Origin of the sequence: Rhodococcus sp. 7Tela_A2, from assembly GCF_049311045.1 — a bacterium.
GTDB lineage: Bacteria > Actinomycetota > Actinomycetes > Mycobacteriales > Mycobacteriaceae > Rhodococcus.
The window spans coordinates 1-15,310 of the sequence record NZ_JAXION010000105.1 but is presented as its reverse complement, the minus strand read 5'-3'; the positions used below and the strand labels follow the sequence as shown (position 1 = coordinate 15,310).

The following is a 15,310-nucleotide window of genomic DNA, read 5'->3' as shown; positions in this document are numbered from 1 at the left end:
CCCCCCCGCGCCGCCGCGGGGGGGGGCGCCCGCCCCTCGGCATCACTCCGGGACGTTGTCCGCGTACCCCAGTGCCCTGAGTTCGTCGCGGATCTTTTGCTGCGCCCGGTCGAGGGACTCCGACGAGGGCTCCTTCTCCGCGGTCGCGAAGTCGAAATCTCCCATCGTGTGGGCCGGGAAGACGTGAAGGTGCAGGTGCGGAACCTCGAGGCCCGCGATCACCAGACCGGTCCGCGGCGCGGCGTCGGCGGGGCGCACCGCCCGCCCGACGATCCTGGCCACACCGTTGAGCTTCGCCCAGAGTTCGTCGTCGACACTCTCCCAGTGGTCGACTTCCTGCCGGGGCACGACGAGCACGTGTCCTTCGGTCAGGGGATTGATGGTCAGGAAGGAGACGACGTCGTCGTCCTGCCAGACGAACCGGCCCGGCAGTTCCCCGGAGATGATCATGCTGAAGACGGATGCCATAGCGCGAGGATAGGCGGATCGGAGACGATCCGCGCCGCCGACAAGGCCCGGCGGAGATTCCGGTGTCGTGACACCGGCGCCCGCCACCCGCTCACCACGCCCGCACGCGGGCCCGGTGCCGCGACCGTCGTATCGTCAGCACCATGGAGGCTCCCGAATCCGTCCGCTCAGGACCGCTACGGGAGCTCGTCGACGAACTCGTCACCTACGTGCTGGCGGACCTACCCGGAGACCGGCGCACCGTGGTGGGCCTGTGCGGTCCGCCGGGAGCGGGCAAGAGCCGCGCCACCTGGTTGCTCATGAAGGCACTCCGGCGCGCCCGTATCGCCGCCGGGCAGGTGCCCATGGACGGGTTCCACCTGTCGAACGCGCAACTCGACGCCCGAGGTGCGCGCTCGAGGAAGGGCGCACCCGACACGTTCGACGTCGCCGGGTTCCGCACCGCTCTCGAGCGGGTGCGAGCCCGTGGCGCCGAGACGATCTACGCCCCCGATTTCTCCCGCAAGCTCGACGAGCCGGTCGCGGCGGTCCACGCGATCGACCCCGACGTCCGCGTGGTGATCACGGAAGGCAACTATTTGCTGTTCGAGGACGGTGGGTGGGCCGACATCCGCCCGCTGCTCGACCTCGTGATCTACCTCGACGTCCCCGATCGCACGCTCACCCGCCGTCTCGTGCACCGGCACCGCACCCACGGCCGGGCCGACGACCAAGCCCGCGATTGGGTGCACACCGTCGACCTTCCCAACGCTGCGGCCGTCGCCCGGACCCGCTGCCGCGCCGATCTGGTGTGGAAACCGGTCCCGTAGTCTGTCGTGCGTGCGCGTACTCGTTATCGGCTCCGGTGCCCGTGAACATGCTCTCGTCCTGGCCCTGAGCCGTGACCCCGCGGTGACCGCGGTGATGGTCGCCCCCGGCAACGCCGGGATCGCCACGATCGCCGAGCAGTTCCCGGTGGACGCGGCCTCCGCAGACGAGGTGGTGGCACTGGCAACCGCGCAGAAGGCCGATCTCGTCGTCATCGGCCCCGAGGTCCCGCTCGTGCTCGGTGTTGCCGACGCCGTCCGCGCGGCGGGCATTCCCTGCTTCGGTCCGTCCGCCGACGCCGCGCGCATCGAAGGGTCCAAGGCGTTCGCCAAGGATGTGATGGCCGCTGCCGGAGTGCGCACCGCCCGCAGCGAGGTCGTCGACACACCGGCACAGATCGACGAGGCCCTCGACCGGTTCGGGCCCACCTGGGTCGTCAAGGACGACGGTCTCGCGGCCGGCAAGGGGGTCGTGGTGACCGCCGACCGCGACGCTGCCCGCGACCACGCCGCGGAGATCATCGAGAACGGCCATCCGGTCCTGCTCGAGTCGTTCCTCGACGGTCCCGAGGTCTCGCTCTTCTGCCTGGTGGACGGCGAGACCGTCGTACCGCTGCTCCCCGCGCAGGACCACAAGCGGGTGGGCGACGGCGACACCGGCCCCAACACCGGCGGGATGGGTGCCTACACCCCGCTTCCGTGGCTGCCGGAAGGCAGCGTCGAGCGCATCGTCGACGAGGTCGTGAAACCCGTTGCGGCCGAAATGGTCCGACGGGGCTGCGGGTTCTCCGGGCTGCTGTACGCGGGTCTGGCAATGGGTGCGGACGGGCCGGCCGTCGTCGAATTCAACTGCCGGTTCGGAGACCCCGAGACACAGGCCGTGCTCGCGCTGCTCGAGTCGCCGCTCGGCGGTGTGCTGCACGCGGTCGCGACCGGCACGCTGGAGAGTCTGCCTCCGTTGCAGTGGCGCGACGGAGCCGCGGTGACGGTCGTGCTCGCGGCCGAGTACTACCCGTCGACCCCGCGTACGGGCGACGTGATCACCGGTGCGGAAGGCCCCAACGTGCTCCACGCCGGAACGAAGCGCGGGCCGCACGGCGAGTTGCTCTCGTCCGGTGGCCGCGTGCTCAGCGTGGTCGGTGTGGGCGACGACCTGGCTGCCGCCCGTGCCGACGCCTACGCAACGCTCGACGGAATCAAGCTCCCGGGCGGGCATTTCCGCCGCGACATCGGTCTCGCCGCGGTGGAGGGCCGCATCGCGCTGTAACCGACGGGCCGAGCCGGGTAAATCTTGCGCCTGCCAGGTGCATGTTGCACACTCTGTGCATCTTCTGACGTGCCAGGGGTGAAAGCATGGTTTCGTGGAAACGAACACTCACGCAGGATCCGACACCGTTGGGGCACCACAATGTCGTGAGGTACCCGCTTCCCGACGACATCGTCGTCGAGCGTGATCTTCCGATCCCGACAGCCGACGGCACACTCCTCCGCGCCGACGTGTACCGGCCGCAACAGGCCGACGAGCAGTGGCCCGCGCTCGTCGCCGTCACCCCCTACGGCAAGAACGCCGGCATCGACGACTACCCGATCGATTTCGCAGCGCTCGCGGCATCCGGCACATTCGTCGGCGACCTCGAACTGAGTGAGGCGACGTCGTTCGAAGCCCCCGACCCCGCGTATTGGGTGCCGCGCGGATACACCGTCGTGGTCGCGGACATGCGCGGCTGTTTCGCCAGCGACGGTCGTCCCAGATTGCTGCTCGGCCGTGCCGCCGCAGACGCCGCGGCCGTGATCGAGTGGACTGCGGAACAGTCCTGGTGTACCGGCAAAGTGGGTCTCGCCGGCGCGTCGTACCTCGCCACTCTGCAGTGGTACACCGCTGCACTCGCGCCGCCGCACCTCGCGGCGATCGCACCGTGGGAGGGCATCACCGATCCCTGCCGCGACACGCTCACCCACGGCGGAATCCCCGAGACCCGCTACAGCGAGTTCTGGTACCGCGCGATGCATACCGGATCCAAACCGGCGTCGGCGTCCTTGCGCCGCCTCACCCCGTGGCTTCTGCGGCGGTTTCCCGACAGGTTCCGGCACGTCGCCGCACCGCCCAAACTCGAAGACGTCACCGTGCCCGCGCTCGTGGGGGCGTCGTGGTCCGATCAGGGTCCCCGCAATCGCGGGTCGGTCGAGGGATACACCCGTATCGGATCGGCCGACAAGTGGCTCTACACCCACGGACGCAAGATGTGGCAGACCTACTACAGCCCCGAGGCGCTCGACGTTCAGCGCCGGTTCTTCGACCGCTTCCTCAAAGAGGAGGACAACGGGTTCGACACAGTGCCGCGCGTGCGTCTCGAAACCAGGCACGACCTGCGCACCTACTCGGAGAGATTCGAGCAGGACTGGCCCATCCCCGACACGCGATACGTGCCGCTGTATCTCGACCACGGCACGAGTTCGCTCGAGCCCACGGTGCCCGACGAACCGCAGTCCCGGCGCACGTTCCCCGTCGCGGGTGACGAACTGACCTTCACCACCACCTTCACCGAAGACACCGAGATCACCGGGCACACCGCCCTGCGGTTGTGGGTCCAGGCGAAGGACGCCAACGACATGGATCTGTTCGTCGGCCTGAAGAAACTCGACTCGTCCGGAGAGGACGTGTGGTTCGAAGGGCACGGCGGCTACGAGAAAGGCTTCGTCGCGCACGGCTGGATCCGTGTATCGCATCGCGCGCTCGATCCCGAGGCGTCGACCGCGTACCGGCCGGTCCTGGATTACACCAAGTACTGGCCGCTGCTGCCCGGCCAACTCGTGCCCGTCGACATCGAGATCATGCCGCACAGCACCTTCTTCGAGGCGGGTTCGACGCTCGTGCTCGTCGTCACCGGCCACGATCTCGACGACAATCCCGCGGTCGGGCACGACCGCACCGTCAACAAGGGTTTCCACATCGTCCACGCCGGTGGCGACTTCGATTCGCATCTGCTTCTTCCCGTGGTTCCGGCCCGCCCGCCTGCCTCGCTCGAGGGCGCCGCCGGTGGCGGGAACGAAGGGGACGCAGAGCAGTGCGGCGAGACACCGGGGCTCCCGAACCGGGCCGCGCGGTTCGTCGCCCCGGACGAAATGCCGATCGCGTGGTCGGCCCTCGGGCGGCAACGGGTCGGCCTCTAGGGGGCTGGTCGGGCGTACTAACGTCGAGGATGTGCGCACCGAATCGCAACGCTCCGGTATCGAGACCTTCCACGTCATGGACGTGTGGAAGGCGGCAGCCGAACGGCAGCGCTCCCACGGCGACGTCCTGAGCCTGGCGGCGGGCCAGCCCTCGACTCCCGCGCCCGCGCCCGTGCTCCGCGCGGCCGGACTGGCCATCGATGCGGAACTGCTCGGTTACACCGAAACCTTCGGGATTCTTCCGCTCCGCGAAGCAATCGCCGCGTACCACCACGACCGCTACGGAATCGATGTCGACGCGGACGACGTGGTCGTCACCACGGGATCGTCGGGCGCGTTCACACTGCTGTTTCTCGCTGCTTTCGACCCGGGCGACACCGTGGTGGTCGCACGACCCGGATATCCCGCCTACCGCAACACTCTCGCAGCGCTCGGATGCACTGTCGTCGAACTCGACTGTGGCCCGGAGACGCGGTACCAGCCGACGGTGGCGATGCTCGAGGCACTCGACTCTCCGCCGGCCGGGCTGATCGTCGCGAGTCCCGCCAACCCGACGGGCACGATGATCGAACCCGCCGAACTCGCAGCGCTCGCCCGCTGGTGCGACGAGCACGACGCGCTGCTCGTCTCCGACGAGATCTATCACGGCATCGAATTCGGGACGCACGGCTCGCCCGCGACATCGACGGCCTGGGCGACCTCCCGGGACTCCGTGGTGGTCGGTTCGGTGTCGAAATACTTCTCGATGACGGGATGGCGCCTCGGCTGGATGCTGGCACCCGAATCGCTGCGTCCCGCGCTGCAACGGCTCGGATCGAACATGACCGTGTGCCCTCCGTCTATTGCGCAGTTCGCCGCGATCGAGGCGTTCGGTACCGAGGCACGGAGCGAACTCGACGGCCATGTGGAGCGCTACGCCGTGAACCGCGAGTTGCTGCTCGACGGACTGCCCGATCTCGGTATCACCGAACTCGCCCCTGCGGACGGTGCGTTCTACGTCTACGCCGACATCCGGCACCTGCTGCTCTCCGGGGAGACGTCCACGGCCTGGTGCGCGCGCCTGCTGCACGACACCGGTCTCGCGCTCGCACCCGGCGTCGATTTCGACACCGTGCGCGGCGACGGCACCGTGCGGTTGTCCTTCGCGGGTGCCACCGCGGATGTCACCGCCGCACTCGACCGGCTCGCGGGATGGCTTCCGCTGCCGTGACCTGCGGTCCGGCCGGGTCCTAGCCGCCGTCCGCGACGATGCGGGCCAGGTTGCGTTCGGCGAGGGCAGCGATCGTCAACGACGGGTTCACCGTGCCCGTGCTACCGGGTATCAGGGCACCGTCCACGACGTACAGGCCGGGATGACCGTGCACGCGCCCGTAACCGTCGGTGGCGTCGCCCAGGACCGCCCCGCCGAGCGGATGAGCCGTGAACGACGCGTTGACGTCCTCCGCCATCGGCGGGGCGCCCGGGACGGTGCCACCGGCCGCGGCCATCGCGTTGTGCACCGTGCGCAGCGCGTCGACACTCGCGAGTTCACCGCCGGCAGGCCAATCGACGATCGTGCGGCCGGTGGCGGCGTCGTAGACCATCTCCGCGCGAGTGGGGTCGAGCGTCATCCCGAGCGAGGCCAGCATCCCCACGTCCTTGGCGGTGCCCGCGACGAACCAGTTCTCGAGGCTCAGCGGCAGACCCGACTCGTCGACGATCCGCGATGCGGACGGTGCGCCCTGGTCACCACCGAACCCGTCCGTCAGGGCCAGGGAACGCACCAGCACCGCGTCCCCGTTGGTGCCCCAGCCCCGGCCGACGTGCTCGTTCAGGCGCGGCAGCGACCCGGTGTGGCGTGCCTCGACCAGCAACTCGGTCGTGCCGATCGACCCGGCGCCGAGCACCAGGCGGTCGCACGTGAGGGTCGTGGTGTTCAGGACCGCGCCGGTCGGGTCGACGGCCTGCACCTCGACCCGGTACCGGCCGTCGGGCTCCTGGCCGACCGCGAGCACCCGGTGTCCGTGACACACGAGGGCGCGTCCCGTCGCCTCCGCTGCCGGAATGTAGTTCTGCGTCAGGTCGAACTTGGCCCCGTTGGAGTTGCCGAGGTTGCTCTCGCCGGCGACGGCCGAGCGGCGTACCGAGCCGGCCAATTCGGCGCGGATCACGTCCCAGTCCCAGATTCCGTCGATCCGGTGCGGCGAGTATCCCGCGGCCCGCGCGTCGTCGTCCCAGCGGCGGGAGTGCGTGAACTCCGGAGCGTGATAGATGTCGTCGGGCATGGCGTCGAGGCGCAGCATCGACCGGACCTTGGGATACCAGGTCGAGGCCATGTCGTCGTAGCTCAGTGAGTTACCGAAGACGTGCTCGAAGAAGCGCTGTTCGGGTGCGATCATCACGCCGGAGAACACGATCGACCCGCCGCCGACGGCAGCACCACGCCACACCGACATGTGCGGATAGTCGACGACATCGAGGACGCCGGCGAAATCGTCGCAGTGCACTGGGATTCCGGTCGGGCCGGTGAAATGTGTGCGGTGGTAGTAACCGCGACCGTCGGCGAGCAGATCGGACGTGAACACCTCACGCCACGGATCGCGCGGCCAGCGCGTCCCGCGCTCGAGGACGGTGACGCGGCTGCCGGCTTCCGCGAGCCTGAGCGCGGCGACACTCGCACCGAACCCCGAACCGACGACGATCACCTCGGAATGCTGCGGAGGCACCGGCGACGGCGCGAACAGTTCGGGAAGGGTGTTCCGATAGGTGTCGAGCCCGACGGGCAACGCCGACGCGACCCGAACCGGGCCGCCCGGCACTCCGAGGGCGGCAACGGCGGCACCCAGTGCGGAGGCCTGAAGCAAGCGGCGACGTCTCATCCCGGTACGGCTCCGATCGTTCGTGAAAAAGGCGAAGCGGGCCGCGCAGTCCGGGCCCCCATCTGACGACTGCGGCGCAATCGTACCGGGTGGTATCAACTGGCGTTTTCCTCTGGTGAGCGCGGCAGGCTGTCACGATGTGACTGTGACTATCGCAGCCACACCGAAAGGGGAACGGCGCCGTCAGGCGCTGGTCGAGGCTGCTGCCGATCTGATTCTCGAGGAGGGAATCGGCGCGGTACGCCACCGCGCCGTCGCTACGCGGGCGGGCTTGCCACTCGCGTCGACCACGTACTACTTCGACTCCCTCGAACACCTCGTCCTGTGCGCCATGCAGCACAACGGCGCGCGGGACGTCGAAATGATGCGCGCGCGTGTCCGCGACGTTCCGGCGTGCCCCCGCAGCCTCGAGAAAACCGCCGACCTCGTTCTCGACCTGCTCGTCGGGAAAGCGGTGTCCGACGACGACCGCGACCGGCTCGTCGCCCGCGTCGAAGGCTGCGTGGCCACGGTGCGCCATCCGGAACTGCGTGAAGCGCAGGTGGGCATCCGGGAGCAGGTCGACGAGGTGCTGACCGACCTGCTCGAACGGTGCGGTCGCGCGGTCCGGGTACCGCAGTTGCACACCCTCGCGGTGGTGGTCGACGGGGCGGTGTTGTGCGGGCTCGGCGACCTCGATCCCGACCCGCGCGCCCTGGCGAGGACGATTCTCCTCGATGTCATGCACACGGTCGCGCCGCCTGCCGAACCATGAGTCCGGGCACGGAACGTAAACTGGCCACTCGTGAGCCACATCCCGAACGTCCTTGCCACCCGCTACGCCAGCCCCGAACTGCGGGAGCTGTGGTCACCGGAGCACAAGATCGTGCTCGAACGGCAGCTGTGGATCGCAGTGCTGCGTGCGCAGGCGGAACTCGGGATCGATGTGCCGGCCGAGGCGATCGCCGATTACGAACGGGTCGTCGACCAGGTCGACCTCGAATCCATCGCCGACCGCGAGCGAGTCACGCGCCACGACGTGAAGGCCCGTATCGAGGAGTTCAACGCCCTCGCCGGCCACGAGCATGTCCACAAGGGCATGACGAGCCGCGACCTCACCGAGAACGTCGAGCAGCTGCAGATCCTGCGGTCACTGGAGCACGTCCATGCGCACGGTGTCGCGGTGGCCGCGCGACTCGCCGAACGGGCCGCGGAGTACTCGTCGTACGTGATGGCGGGCCGGTCGCACAACGTGGCCGCGCAGGCCACGACGCTCGGTAAGCGCTTCGCTTCCGCGGCCGACGAACTGCTGCTCGCGCTGCAGCGGGTGCGCGAGTTGATCGAGCGGTACCCGCTCCGCGGTATCAAGGGACCGATGGGCACCGCGCAGGACATGCTGGACCTGCTCGGTGGAGATGCCGCGAAGCTCGCGCAGCTCGAGGAGAAGATCGCCCAGCACCTCGGGTTCTCCCACGTGTTCACCAGCGTCGGGCAGGTCTACCCGCGCTCGCTCGACCACGACGTCCTCTCGGCCCTCGTGCAGGTCGGTGCCGCGCCGTCGTCCTTCGCCCACACCATCCGGCTGATGGCCGGGCACGAACTGGTGACCGAGGGTTTCCAGCCCGGCCAGGTCGGGTCGTCCGCGATGCCCCACAAGATGAACACCCGGTCGTGCGAGCGGGTCAACGGGCTGCAGGTCGTGCTGCGCGGGTACGCGTCGATGGCCGCCGAACTCGCCGGTGCGCAGTGGAACGAAGGCGACGTGTTCTGCTCCGTGGTGCGGCGCGTCGCGCTGCCCGACGCGTTCTTCGCGATCGACGGCCAGATCGAGACCTTCCTGACCGTGCTCTCCGAATTCGGCGCCTATCCCGCCGTGATCGACAAGGAACTCGTCCGCTACCTGCCGTTTCTGGCGACCACCAAGGTGCTCATGGCCGCGGTGCGCGCCGGTGTCGGACGGGAGACCGCGCACGAGGCGATCAAGGAACACGCGGTGTCGGTGGCACTCGCGATGCGCGAGCAGGGCCGCGAACCGGACCTGCTCGACCGGCTCGCCGCGGACGACCGGCTTCCGCTCGACCGTGCCGCGCTCGACGAGGCGCTCGCCGACCGGTCGGCGTTCGTCGGCGCTGCCGACGCGCAGGTGAGCGCGGTCATCGCGTCCGTGCAGGAGCTGGTGGACCGTTACCCGGACGCAGCTCGTTACTCGCCGGCGCCGATTCTGTAGTAAGTAGGGGGCGCGGCTACGGGGGAGTCCCGAGGGGATAGCTGCACACATAGGGGAGGAAGCAGTGCTCGAGAAAATGAGCCCGGGAAGGGTGAGAAACGCGACGCGCACGCGCACAGCGTTGCTGGACGCAGCGCTCGAAGTGTTCTTGCGCGACGGGTATGCCGCAGCGGCGACGGAGGACATCGTGGCCGTCGCGGGGGTGACGCGCGGCGCGCTCTATCACCACTTCGCGAACAAGCGCGATCTGTTCCGGGGTGTCGTCGAGCGGGTGCAGCGGGAAGCGGAGCAGACGCTGCATCCCGGCGAGGTCGACGATCCGTGGGACGGTTTCACCACGGCGGTGCTGGCGTCCCTCGACGTGGTCAACGACCAGCCCACTCGCCGACTGTTGCTCATCGAGGCGCCCGCAGTGCTGGGGTGGACCGAAGTGCGGGAGGCACATCGGCATTCCACCCTGCGCGTTGTCGAGGAGATGCTTGCAACGCTCGCTCCCGACACGCATCGGTCGTCGTCCACGCGCACGTCGGTGCTCGCCCATCTGCTCGTCGCCGCCGTCGAGGAGGCCATGCTCTACCTCGCGCACAGCGACGATCCGGTCGGTGATCGTCCCGTAGTGCAGGCCGAACTGCTGCGACTGCTCAGCACCGCACGCGAACCGGTTGCGGCGGAGGCGCCGGGCCGGTGAGCGAGTGCATCTTCTGCGCCATCGTGGCCGGTGACGCCCCGGCGAGCATCGTGCTCGACGAACCGGACGTCCTCGCCTTCATGGACATCCGGCCGTTCACCCCGGGGCACCTGCTCGTGGTGCCGAAGCGGCACGCGTCGGGTCTGGCGCAGCTCGACCCGGACGACGGCGCGAAGGTGTTCGCCGCCGGTCAGCGCATTGCCACCGCGATGCGGTCGAGCGACCTGCCGATCGACGGCGTGAACCTCTTCCTGGCCGACGGCGTCGCCGCCGGCCAGGAAGTGTTTCACGTCCACCTGCACCTGGTGCCGCGCACGAGTGGCGACGGATTCGGTATCCGTGCGCGTGCGCAGACGCCGAACCGTACGGTGCTCGACGGCACCGCAGACACACTTCGGACCGCCGTGGAGTCGTTCGGGGCATGATGCGGTGACAGGTTCGTATATCCAGCCGATCTCACCGATCGGCGGCTCGCTCGCGTGGTCGGCACTCGTCGCGGCCCTTCCGCTCTTGACGATGCTGGTGCTCCTCGCGGTGTTCCGTTTCAAGTCGCACGCGGCGGCGGCAGTGGCCGTGCTGGTCGCACTCGTCGTCGCCGTCGCCGGGTACGGCATGCCCGTCGTGTCGGCGCTCAGTGCAGGGCTCGAGGGTGCGGTCTTCGGTCTGTTCCCGATCATGTGGACCGTCCTCAACGCCGTGTGGGTGTATCGGCTGACCGTCGAGTCCGGTCATTTCGACGTGCTCACCCGCGCGTTCGCGCGGATTTCCCCGGACCATCGCATCCTGACCATCGTCATCGCATTCCTGTTCGGTGCGCTGCTCGAGGCGGTCGCCGGGTTCGGTACACCCATCGTCGTCGCGACGGTGGTGCTCATCGGGGCCGGATTGCCGCCGGTCCGCGCGGCAGCGGCGTCGCTTCTCGCGAACTCGGTGGTGACGCCGCTCGGAGTGATGGGTACGCCGATCCTGACGATGTCGCGGGTGTCGGAGATTCCGGTCGACGAGATCGGCCCGGTGGTGGCCCGCCAGGTGTGCCTGCTCGCGGTGTTCGTGCCGCTGGTGCTCGTCGCGGTGGTGGGCGGGCGCCGCGGTGTGCGCGAGACGTGGCCCGTCGCGCTCGTGGTCGGTGCCGCGTTCGGTGCCGCGCAGTTCCTGTGCGCGAGCTACCTGACCGTGGGATTGAGCAACATCGCGGGAGCGGCGGCCGGTCTGGTTGCACTCCTGATCGTGCTGAAGGTGCGGACACCGCGCCCGGATGCGGTACGTACCGGTGGGAACGACGGGATCCAGGACACTCGGCGGCGGATGATCGAGGCGTTCGCGCCGTACGCGCTGATCGTGGTCGTGTTCCTCGTCAGCCGTCTCGGCCCGGTGGAGTCGTTCCTGTCCAACGCCACCTTCTCGTTCACCTGGCCGGGTCTCGACGTGACGGGCGCGGACGGCAGGGTTCCGACGGCGGAGACGTTCACGCTCAACCTGCTCACGGCTCCGGGTTCGCTCGTGTTCGTCGCGGCGCTGCTCTCGACGGTCGTGCTCGGAGTGGCAGCAGGAGATGCGCTGCGGTGCCTCGTCGCTGCGGTCGTGCAGTTGCGCTGGTCGTTCGCGACGGTGACCGCTGTGCTGGCCCTCGCCTACGTGATGAACCTGTCGGGCCAGACCACCACCATCGGCCAGTTCCTCGCGGGAGCCGGCGCCGCATTCGCGCTGCTGTCACCGCTGCTCGGCTGGCTCGGTGTGCTGGTCACCGGATCCAACACCGCGTCCAACGCGATGTTCGGCAGTCTCCAGGTCTCCGCCGCACAGCAGGCGGGGCTCGACCCGACCGTGCTGGTGGCGGGCAACATGGCCGGCGGGACTGCCGGTACCCCCATCGCGCTGCAGAACCTGGCGCTGGTGTCCTCGGTGCAGGGGCTGTCCGGACGAGACGGGTTGCTGATGCGGCGCCTCTGGCCGATCAGCGTGGCCATGGTCGTCGTGCTGGCTGTGCTCGTCTGGTTGCAGACCACAGCAGTCTTGTCCTGGATGGTGCCGTAGTACGTTCGGGGACGTAGTGGCACTGGGGCCGCTCGCGTGAACTACGGTGAGACCGTGGCGCGTTCCCAACCGATCTTGACTCCGCTCACCGAAGCGGCGATCTTTCTCGTCCTCACGATCGACGAAGGTCGAGAGGACGAAGTGCGCAGTCTCCTCGAAGATCTGTCCGGTCTGCGACGGTCCGTCGGTTTCCGGATTCCGGACGGTGGGCTGTCGGTGGTGACGGGCATCGGGTCGGAGATGTGGGACCGGCTGTTCGACGGGCCGCGTCCCGCAGAACTGCATCCCTTCGTTCCGCTCGACGGCGGCCGGCACCGCGCGCCGTCCACCCCGGGCGACCTGTTGTTCCACCTCCGCGCGTCGTCGACGGATCTGTGTTTCGAACTCGCGGCGAAGATCAACGACCGGTTGCGGGGCGCAGCGACGGTCGTCGACGAAACGCACGGTTTCCGCTACTTCGAGCGTCGCGACCTTCTCGGATTCGTGGACGGCACCGAGAACCCGGAAGACGAGGAGGCGGTGGCTGCCGCGCTCGTCGGCGACGAGGACCCCGAGTTCACCGGCGGCAGTTACGTGATCGTGCAGAAGTACCTGCACGATCTCTCGACCTGGAACGCCATCAGCGTCGAAGAGCAGGAGCGCGTGATCGGCCGGACCAAACTGGACGACATCGAACTCGACGACGCCACCAAGCCCGCGAACTCACACGTCGCCCTCACCACCATCGAGGACGACGACGGTGAGGAACGCCAGATCCTGCGGGCGAATATGCCGTTCGGCAGCTTCGGTGCCGACGAGTTCGGTACGTACTTCATCGGATACGCCGCGACGCCGGATGTGACCGAAGAGATGCTGCGCAACATGTTTCTGGGCAATCCGCCCGGCAACTACGACCGCATCCTCGACTTCTCCACGGCCGTCACGGGTTCGCTCTTCTTCTGTCCCTCGTCGGAAATGCTCGAAGATCTTCCGCCCGCACCGGCGGACGCACCCGGAACTGCCGACACGAGTGCATCGACGCCGTCGGATGCGGACGGGTCACTCGGAATCGGTGCTCTCAGAAGGAGTTCAACGCTGTGAACAATCTCTATCGTGACCTTGCTCCGATCACCGACGCGGCGTGGGCCGAGATCGAGGAGGAGGCGACCCGCACGTTCAAGCGGCATGTCGCGGGCCGCCTCGTGGTCGATTTCTCGGGCCCGCACGGGACAGATTTCGCCGCGGTCGGTCTCGGCCGGCTGGGCGAGGTCGAGTCACCCGCGGCGGGTGTTCGCGCGCGTCAGCATCGGGTGGCGCCGCTGGTCGAACTGCGGGTGCCGTTCACTCTTTCGCGCGAAGAACTGGACAACGTCGAGCGAGGCGCCAAGGACGTCGATCTCGATGCCGTCAAGGAAGCTGCGCGCCAGATCGCGTTCGCCGAAGACCGGGCGATCTTCGAGGGTTACGCCGCCGCCGGTATCGAAGGCATCCGCGCGTCGTCGTCCAACACCGCGTTGCAACTGCCCGACGATCCGCGCGACATCCCCGAGACCATCAGCCAGGCGCTGTCCGAGCTGCGACTCGCAGGTGTCGGCGGGCCGTACCACGTGCTGCTCAGCGCCGACGAATTCACCAAGGTCAGCGAAACGTCCGACCACGGCTATCCGATCCGGGAGCAGATCAGGCGCCTCATCGACGGGGACATCATCTGGGCTCCCGCGATCGATGGAGCGTTCGTCCTCACCACCCGTGGCGGGGACTACGACCTGCAGGTCGGACAGGACCTCTCGATCGGTTACCTCTCGCACGACAGCGAGAACGTCCAGCTGTACTTCCAGGAGTCGTTCACGTTCCTCGTGTACACGAGCGAAGCGTCGGTGCCGCTGATCTCGCAAGGCTGAGTCTCCCTCGCCGAGGCCCGGGGGCCTGCATTCAGCGGGGCGGGTCCCCGGCCTTCAGTGCTGCGGCGTTGACCCGGACGAGAGCGGTGTGCAGCGCCTCGAGTTCGGCGACGTCGACGCCCAGGGAATCGAACACCTGGTTGGGCACGGACTCCGCGTCGCGGCGCAGGGCACGGCCCTCGTCGGTGAGGTCGACGACCAACTGCCGTTCGTCGATCGTGCTGCGTTCGCGCGTGAGCAGTCCGAGCGCTTCGAGCCGCTTGAGCAGCGGAGACAGCGTCGGGGAGTCGAGTTGCAGCACCCGCCCGATGTCCTTCACCGTCATCGGGGCGTGCTCCCAGAGGGCCAGCATCACCAGGTACTGCGGGTGGGTGAGGCCGAGCCGGTCCAGGATCGGCCGGTAGACGGCGAGAACAGCGCGGTTCGCGACGGCGAGCGCGAAGCACACCTGCCGGTCGAGTGCCAGAGGATCGTCGCCGGAGGAGGAGAACTGCGCTGCCGGGGTATCGACGCTCATGGCCCGACAATACCGAACTCGGCGACGGTCGTATCCGGGTGATCGGCTCAGGCCAGTCCCGTCGAACGCAACGTGATGTTCAGCCGGCCGCCGGGCAGTCCCACCTGTGCGCTACCGGTGTCGGGGAAGACGGCGGGCACGCCGTGGAAAGCGAAACGCGACGGCCCGCCGAACACGAACAGGTCGCCGGATTCGAGACGGACATCGGTGTAGGGACGGCCGCGGGTCTCGCAGTTGCCGAACCGGAAGGTGCACGCGTCGCCGATGCTCAGCGACACGATCGGGGCCGCGACCCGTTCGTCCTTGTCCTGGTGCATGCCCATACGTGCGTCGTGATCGTAGAAATTGACGAGTGCGGCGTCCGGTGCGTAGGCGGTTCCCGCGTCGGCGTCGTCGTACGCGTCGGCAACCGCGCGCCGGCCGAGATCGGCGAGCAGGTCCGGAAACGGCGCGACCGGTGCGCCGTCGACGTCGATCGCCGTGCGGGTGTACCGGTACGGGGACCAATGCCAGCCGAGGCACACCGTACGTACGGACATCTGCCCGCCGCCGGGTAACACGGTGTGCCGCATCGGCGCCGGGCTCCGCGACCACTCGCGGCACAGTTCCACCAGTGCGCGCTGTTCGTCGATACTCAGCCACCCGGGTACGTGCACCGCACCGGGGGCGACCTCACGACGGG

General features: G+C 68.5%; 15 protein-coding genes. 11 read left to right on the top strand and 4 right to left on the bottom strand.

All coding sequences use genetic code 11. The features are described from left to right. Positions 1-42: 42 nt before the first annotated feature. Positions 43-468, bottom strand: coding sequence for an HIT family protein (locus tag TVH25_RS17125; protein WP_422424948.1), 426 nt, complete (start codon positions 466-468; stop codon positions 43-45). A 143-nt stretch (positions 469-611) separates the two neighbouring features. On the opposite strand from TVH25_RS17125, the gene TVH25_RS17120 reads away from it, so the two are divergent. The 4 genes from TVH25_RS17120 to TVH25_RS17105 all read left to right on the top strand — a co-directional run bounded on the left by TVH25_RS17120 (position 612) and on the right by TVH25_RS17105 (position 5,655). Then, a complete protein-coding gene (locus tag TVH25_RS17120) occupies positions 612-1,277 on the top strand; it encodes a nucleoside/nucleotide kinase family protein (protein ID WP_422424946.1) in 666 nt (221 codons plus the stop codon). Positions 1,278-1,287: 10 nt separating this feature from the next. Then, positions 1,288-2,541 (top strand): phosphoribosylamine--glycine ligase, encoded by a 1,254-nt coding sequence (gene purD, locus TVH25_RS17115; protein ID WP_169621341.1) that lies wholly within the window; start codon positions 1,288-1,290, stop codon positions 2,539-2,541. Between the two features lie 146 nt (positions 2,542-2,687). Further along, positions 2,688-4,445, top strand: coding sequence for a CocE/NonD family hydrolase (locus TVH25_RS17110; protein WP_422424944.1), 1,758 nt, complete (start codon positions 2,688-2,690; stop codon positions 4,443-4,445). 31 nt (positions 4,446-4,476) lie between these two features. Continuing rightward, positions 4,477-5,655: a pyridoxal phosphate-dependent aminotransferase gene (locus tag TVH25_RS17105; protein ID WP_422424942.1), complete on the top strand. Its 1,179-nt coding sequence runs from the start codon at positions 4,477-4,479 to the stop codon at positions 5,653-5,655. A 19-nt stretch (positions 5,656-5,674) separates the two neighbouring features. Here TVH25_RS17105 and TVH25_RS17100 read toward each other — a convergent pair whose 3' ends face one another. Further along, positions 5,675-7,303, bottom strand: coding sequence for a GMC oxidoreductase (locus TVH25_RS17100; RefSeq protein WP_422424941.1), 1,629 nt, complete (start codon positions 7,301-7,303; stop codon positions 5,675-5,677). Between the two features lie 145 nt (positions 7,304-7,448). Between TVH25_RS17100 and TVH25_RS17095 the strand changes: the two genes are divergently transcribed. The 7 genes from TVH25_RS17095 to TVH25_RS17065 all read left to right on the top strand — a co-directional run bounded on the left by TVH25_RS17095 (position 7,449) and on the right by TVH25_RS17065 (position 14,111). Beyond that, positions 7,449-8,057, top strand: a complete 609-nt coding sequence (locus tag TVH25_RS17095) for a TetR/AcrR family transcriptional regulator (protein ID WP_296551404.1) — start codon at positions 7,449-7,451, stop codon at positions 8,055-8,057. Positions 8,058-8,087: 30 nt separating this feature from the next. Next, a complete protein-coding gene (purB, locus tag TVH25_RS17090; protein WP_296551406.1) occupies positions 8,088-9,509 on the top strand; it encodes an adenylosuccinate lyase in 1,422 nt (473 codons plus the stop codon). A 76-nt stretch (positions 9,510-9,585) separates the two neighbouring features. Next, positions 9,586-10,197: a TetR/AcrR family transcriptional regulator gene (locus TVH25_RS17085; RefSeq protein WP_422424950.1), complete on the top strand. Its 612-nt coding sequence runs from the start codon at positions 9,586-9,588 to the stop codon at positions 10,195-10,197. Next, positions 10,194-10,622 (top strand): HIT family protein, encoded by a 429-nt coding sequence (locus TVH25_RS17080; protein WP_422424939.1) that lies wholly within the window; start codon positions 10,194-10,196, stop codon positions 10,620-10,622. Before TVH25_RS17085 ends, TVH25_RS17080 begins: the two co-directional genes overlap by 4 nt. A gap of 4 nt (positions 10,623-10,626) precedes the next feature. Next, a complete protein-coding gene (locus tag TVH25_RS17075) occupies positions 10,627-12,231 on the top strand; it encodes an L-lactate permease (protein ID WP_296551410.1) in 1,605 nt (534 codons plus the stop codon). 54 nt (positions 12,232-12,285) lie between these two features. Further along, positions 12,286-13,311, top strand: coding sequence for a Dyp-type peroxidase (locus TVH25_RS17070; protein WP_296551412.1), 1,026 nt, complete (start codon positions 12,286-12,288; stop codon positions 13,309-13,311). Further along, the gene (locus tag TVH25_RS17065; protein ID WP_169621331.1) at positions 13,308-14,111 is read left to right on the top strand and encodes a family 1 encapsulin nanocompartment shell protein; all 804 of its coding nucleotides are present in this window, start codon (positions 13,308-13,310) and stop codon (positions 14,109-14,111) included. The genes TVH25_RS17070 and TVH25_RS17065 overlap by 4 nt, the downstream gene beginning before the upstream one ends. A 31-nt stretch (positions 14,112-14,142) precedes the next feature. On the opposite strand, the gene TVH25_RS17060 is transcribed toward TVH25_RS17065, so the two are convergent. Both TVH25_RS17060 and TVH25_RS17055 read right to left on the bottom strand, forming a co-directional pair. Continuing rightward, entirely contained in the window at positions 14,143-14,628 is a 486-nt protein-coding gene (locus tag TVH25_RS17060) for a MarR family winged helix-turn-helix transcriptional regulator (protein WP_422424938.1), read from the bottom strand. Positions 14,629-14,675: 47 nt separating this feature from the next. Continuing rightward, a partial coding sequence (locus tag TVH25_RS17055; RefSeq protein ID WP_422424937.1) for an alpha-ketoglutarate-dependent dioxygenase AlkB family protein occupies positions 14,676-15,310 on the bottom strand: 635 nt, incomplete at its 5' end.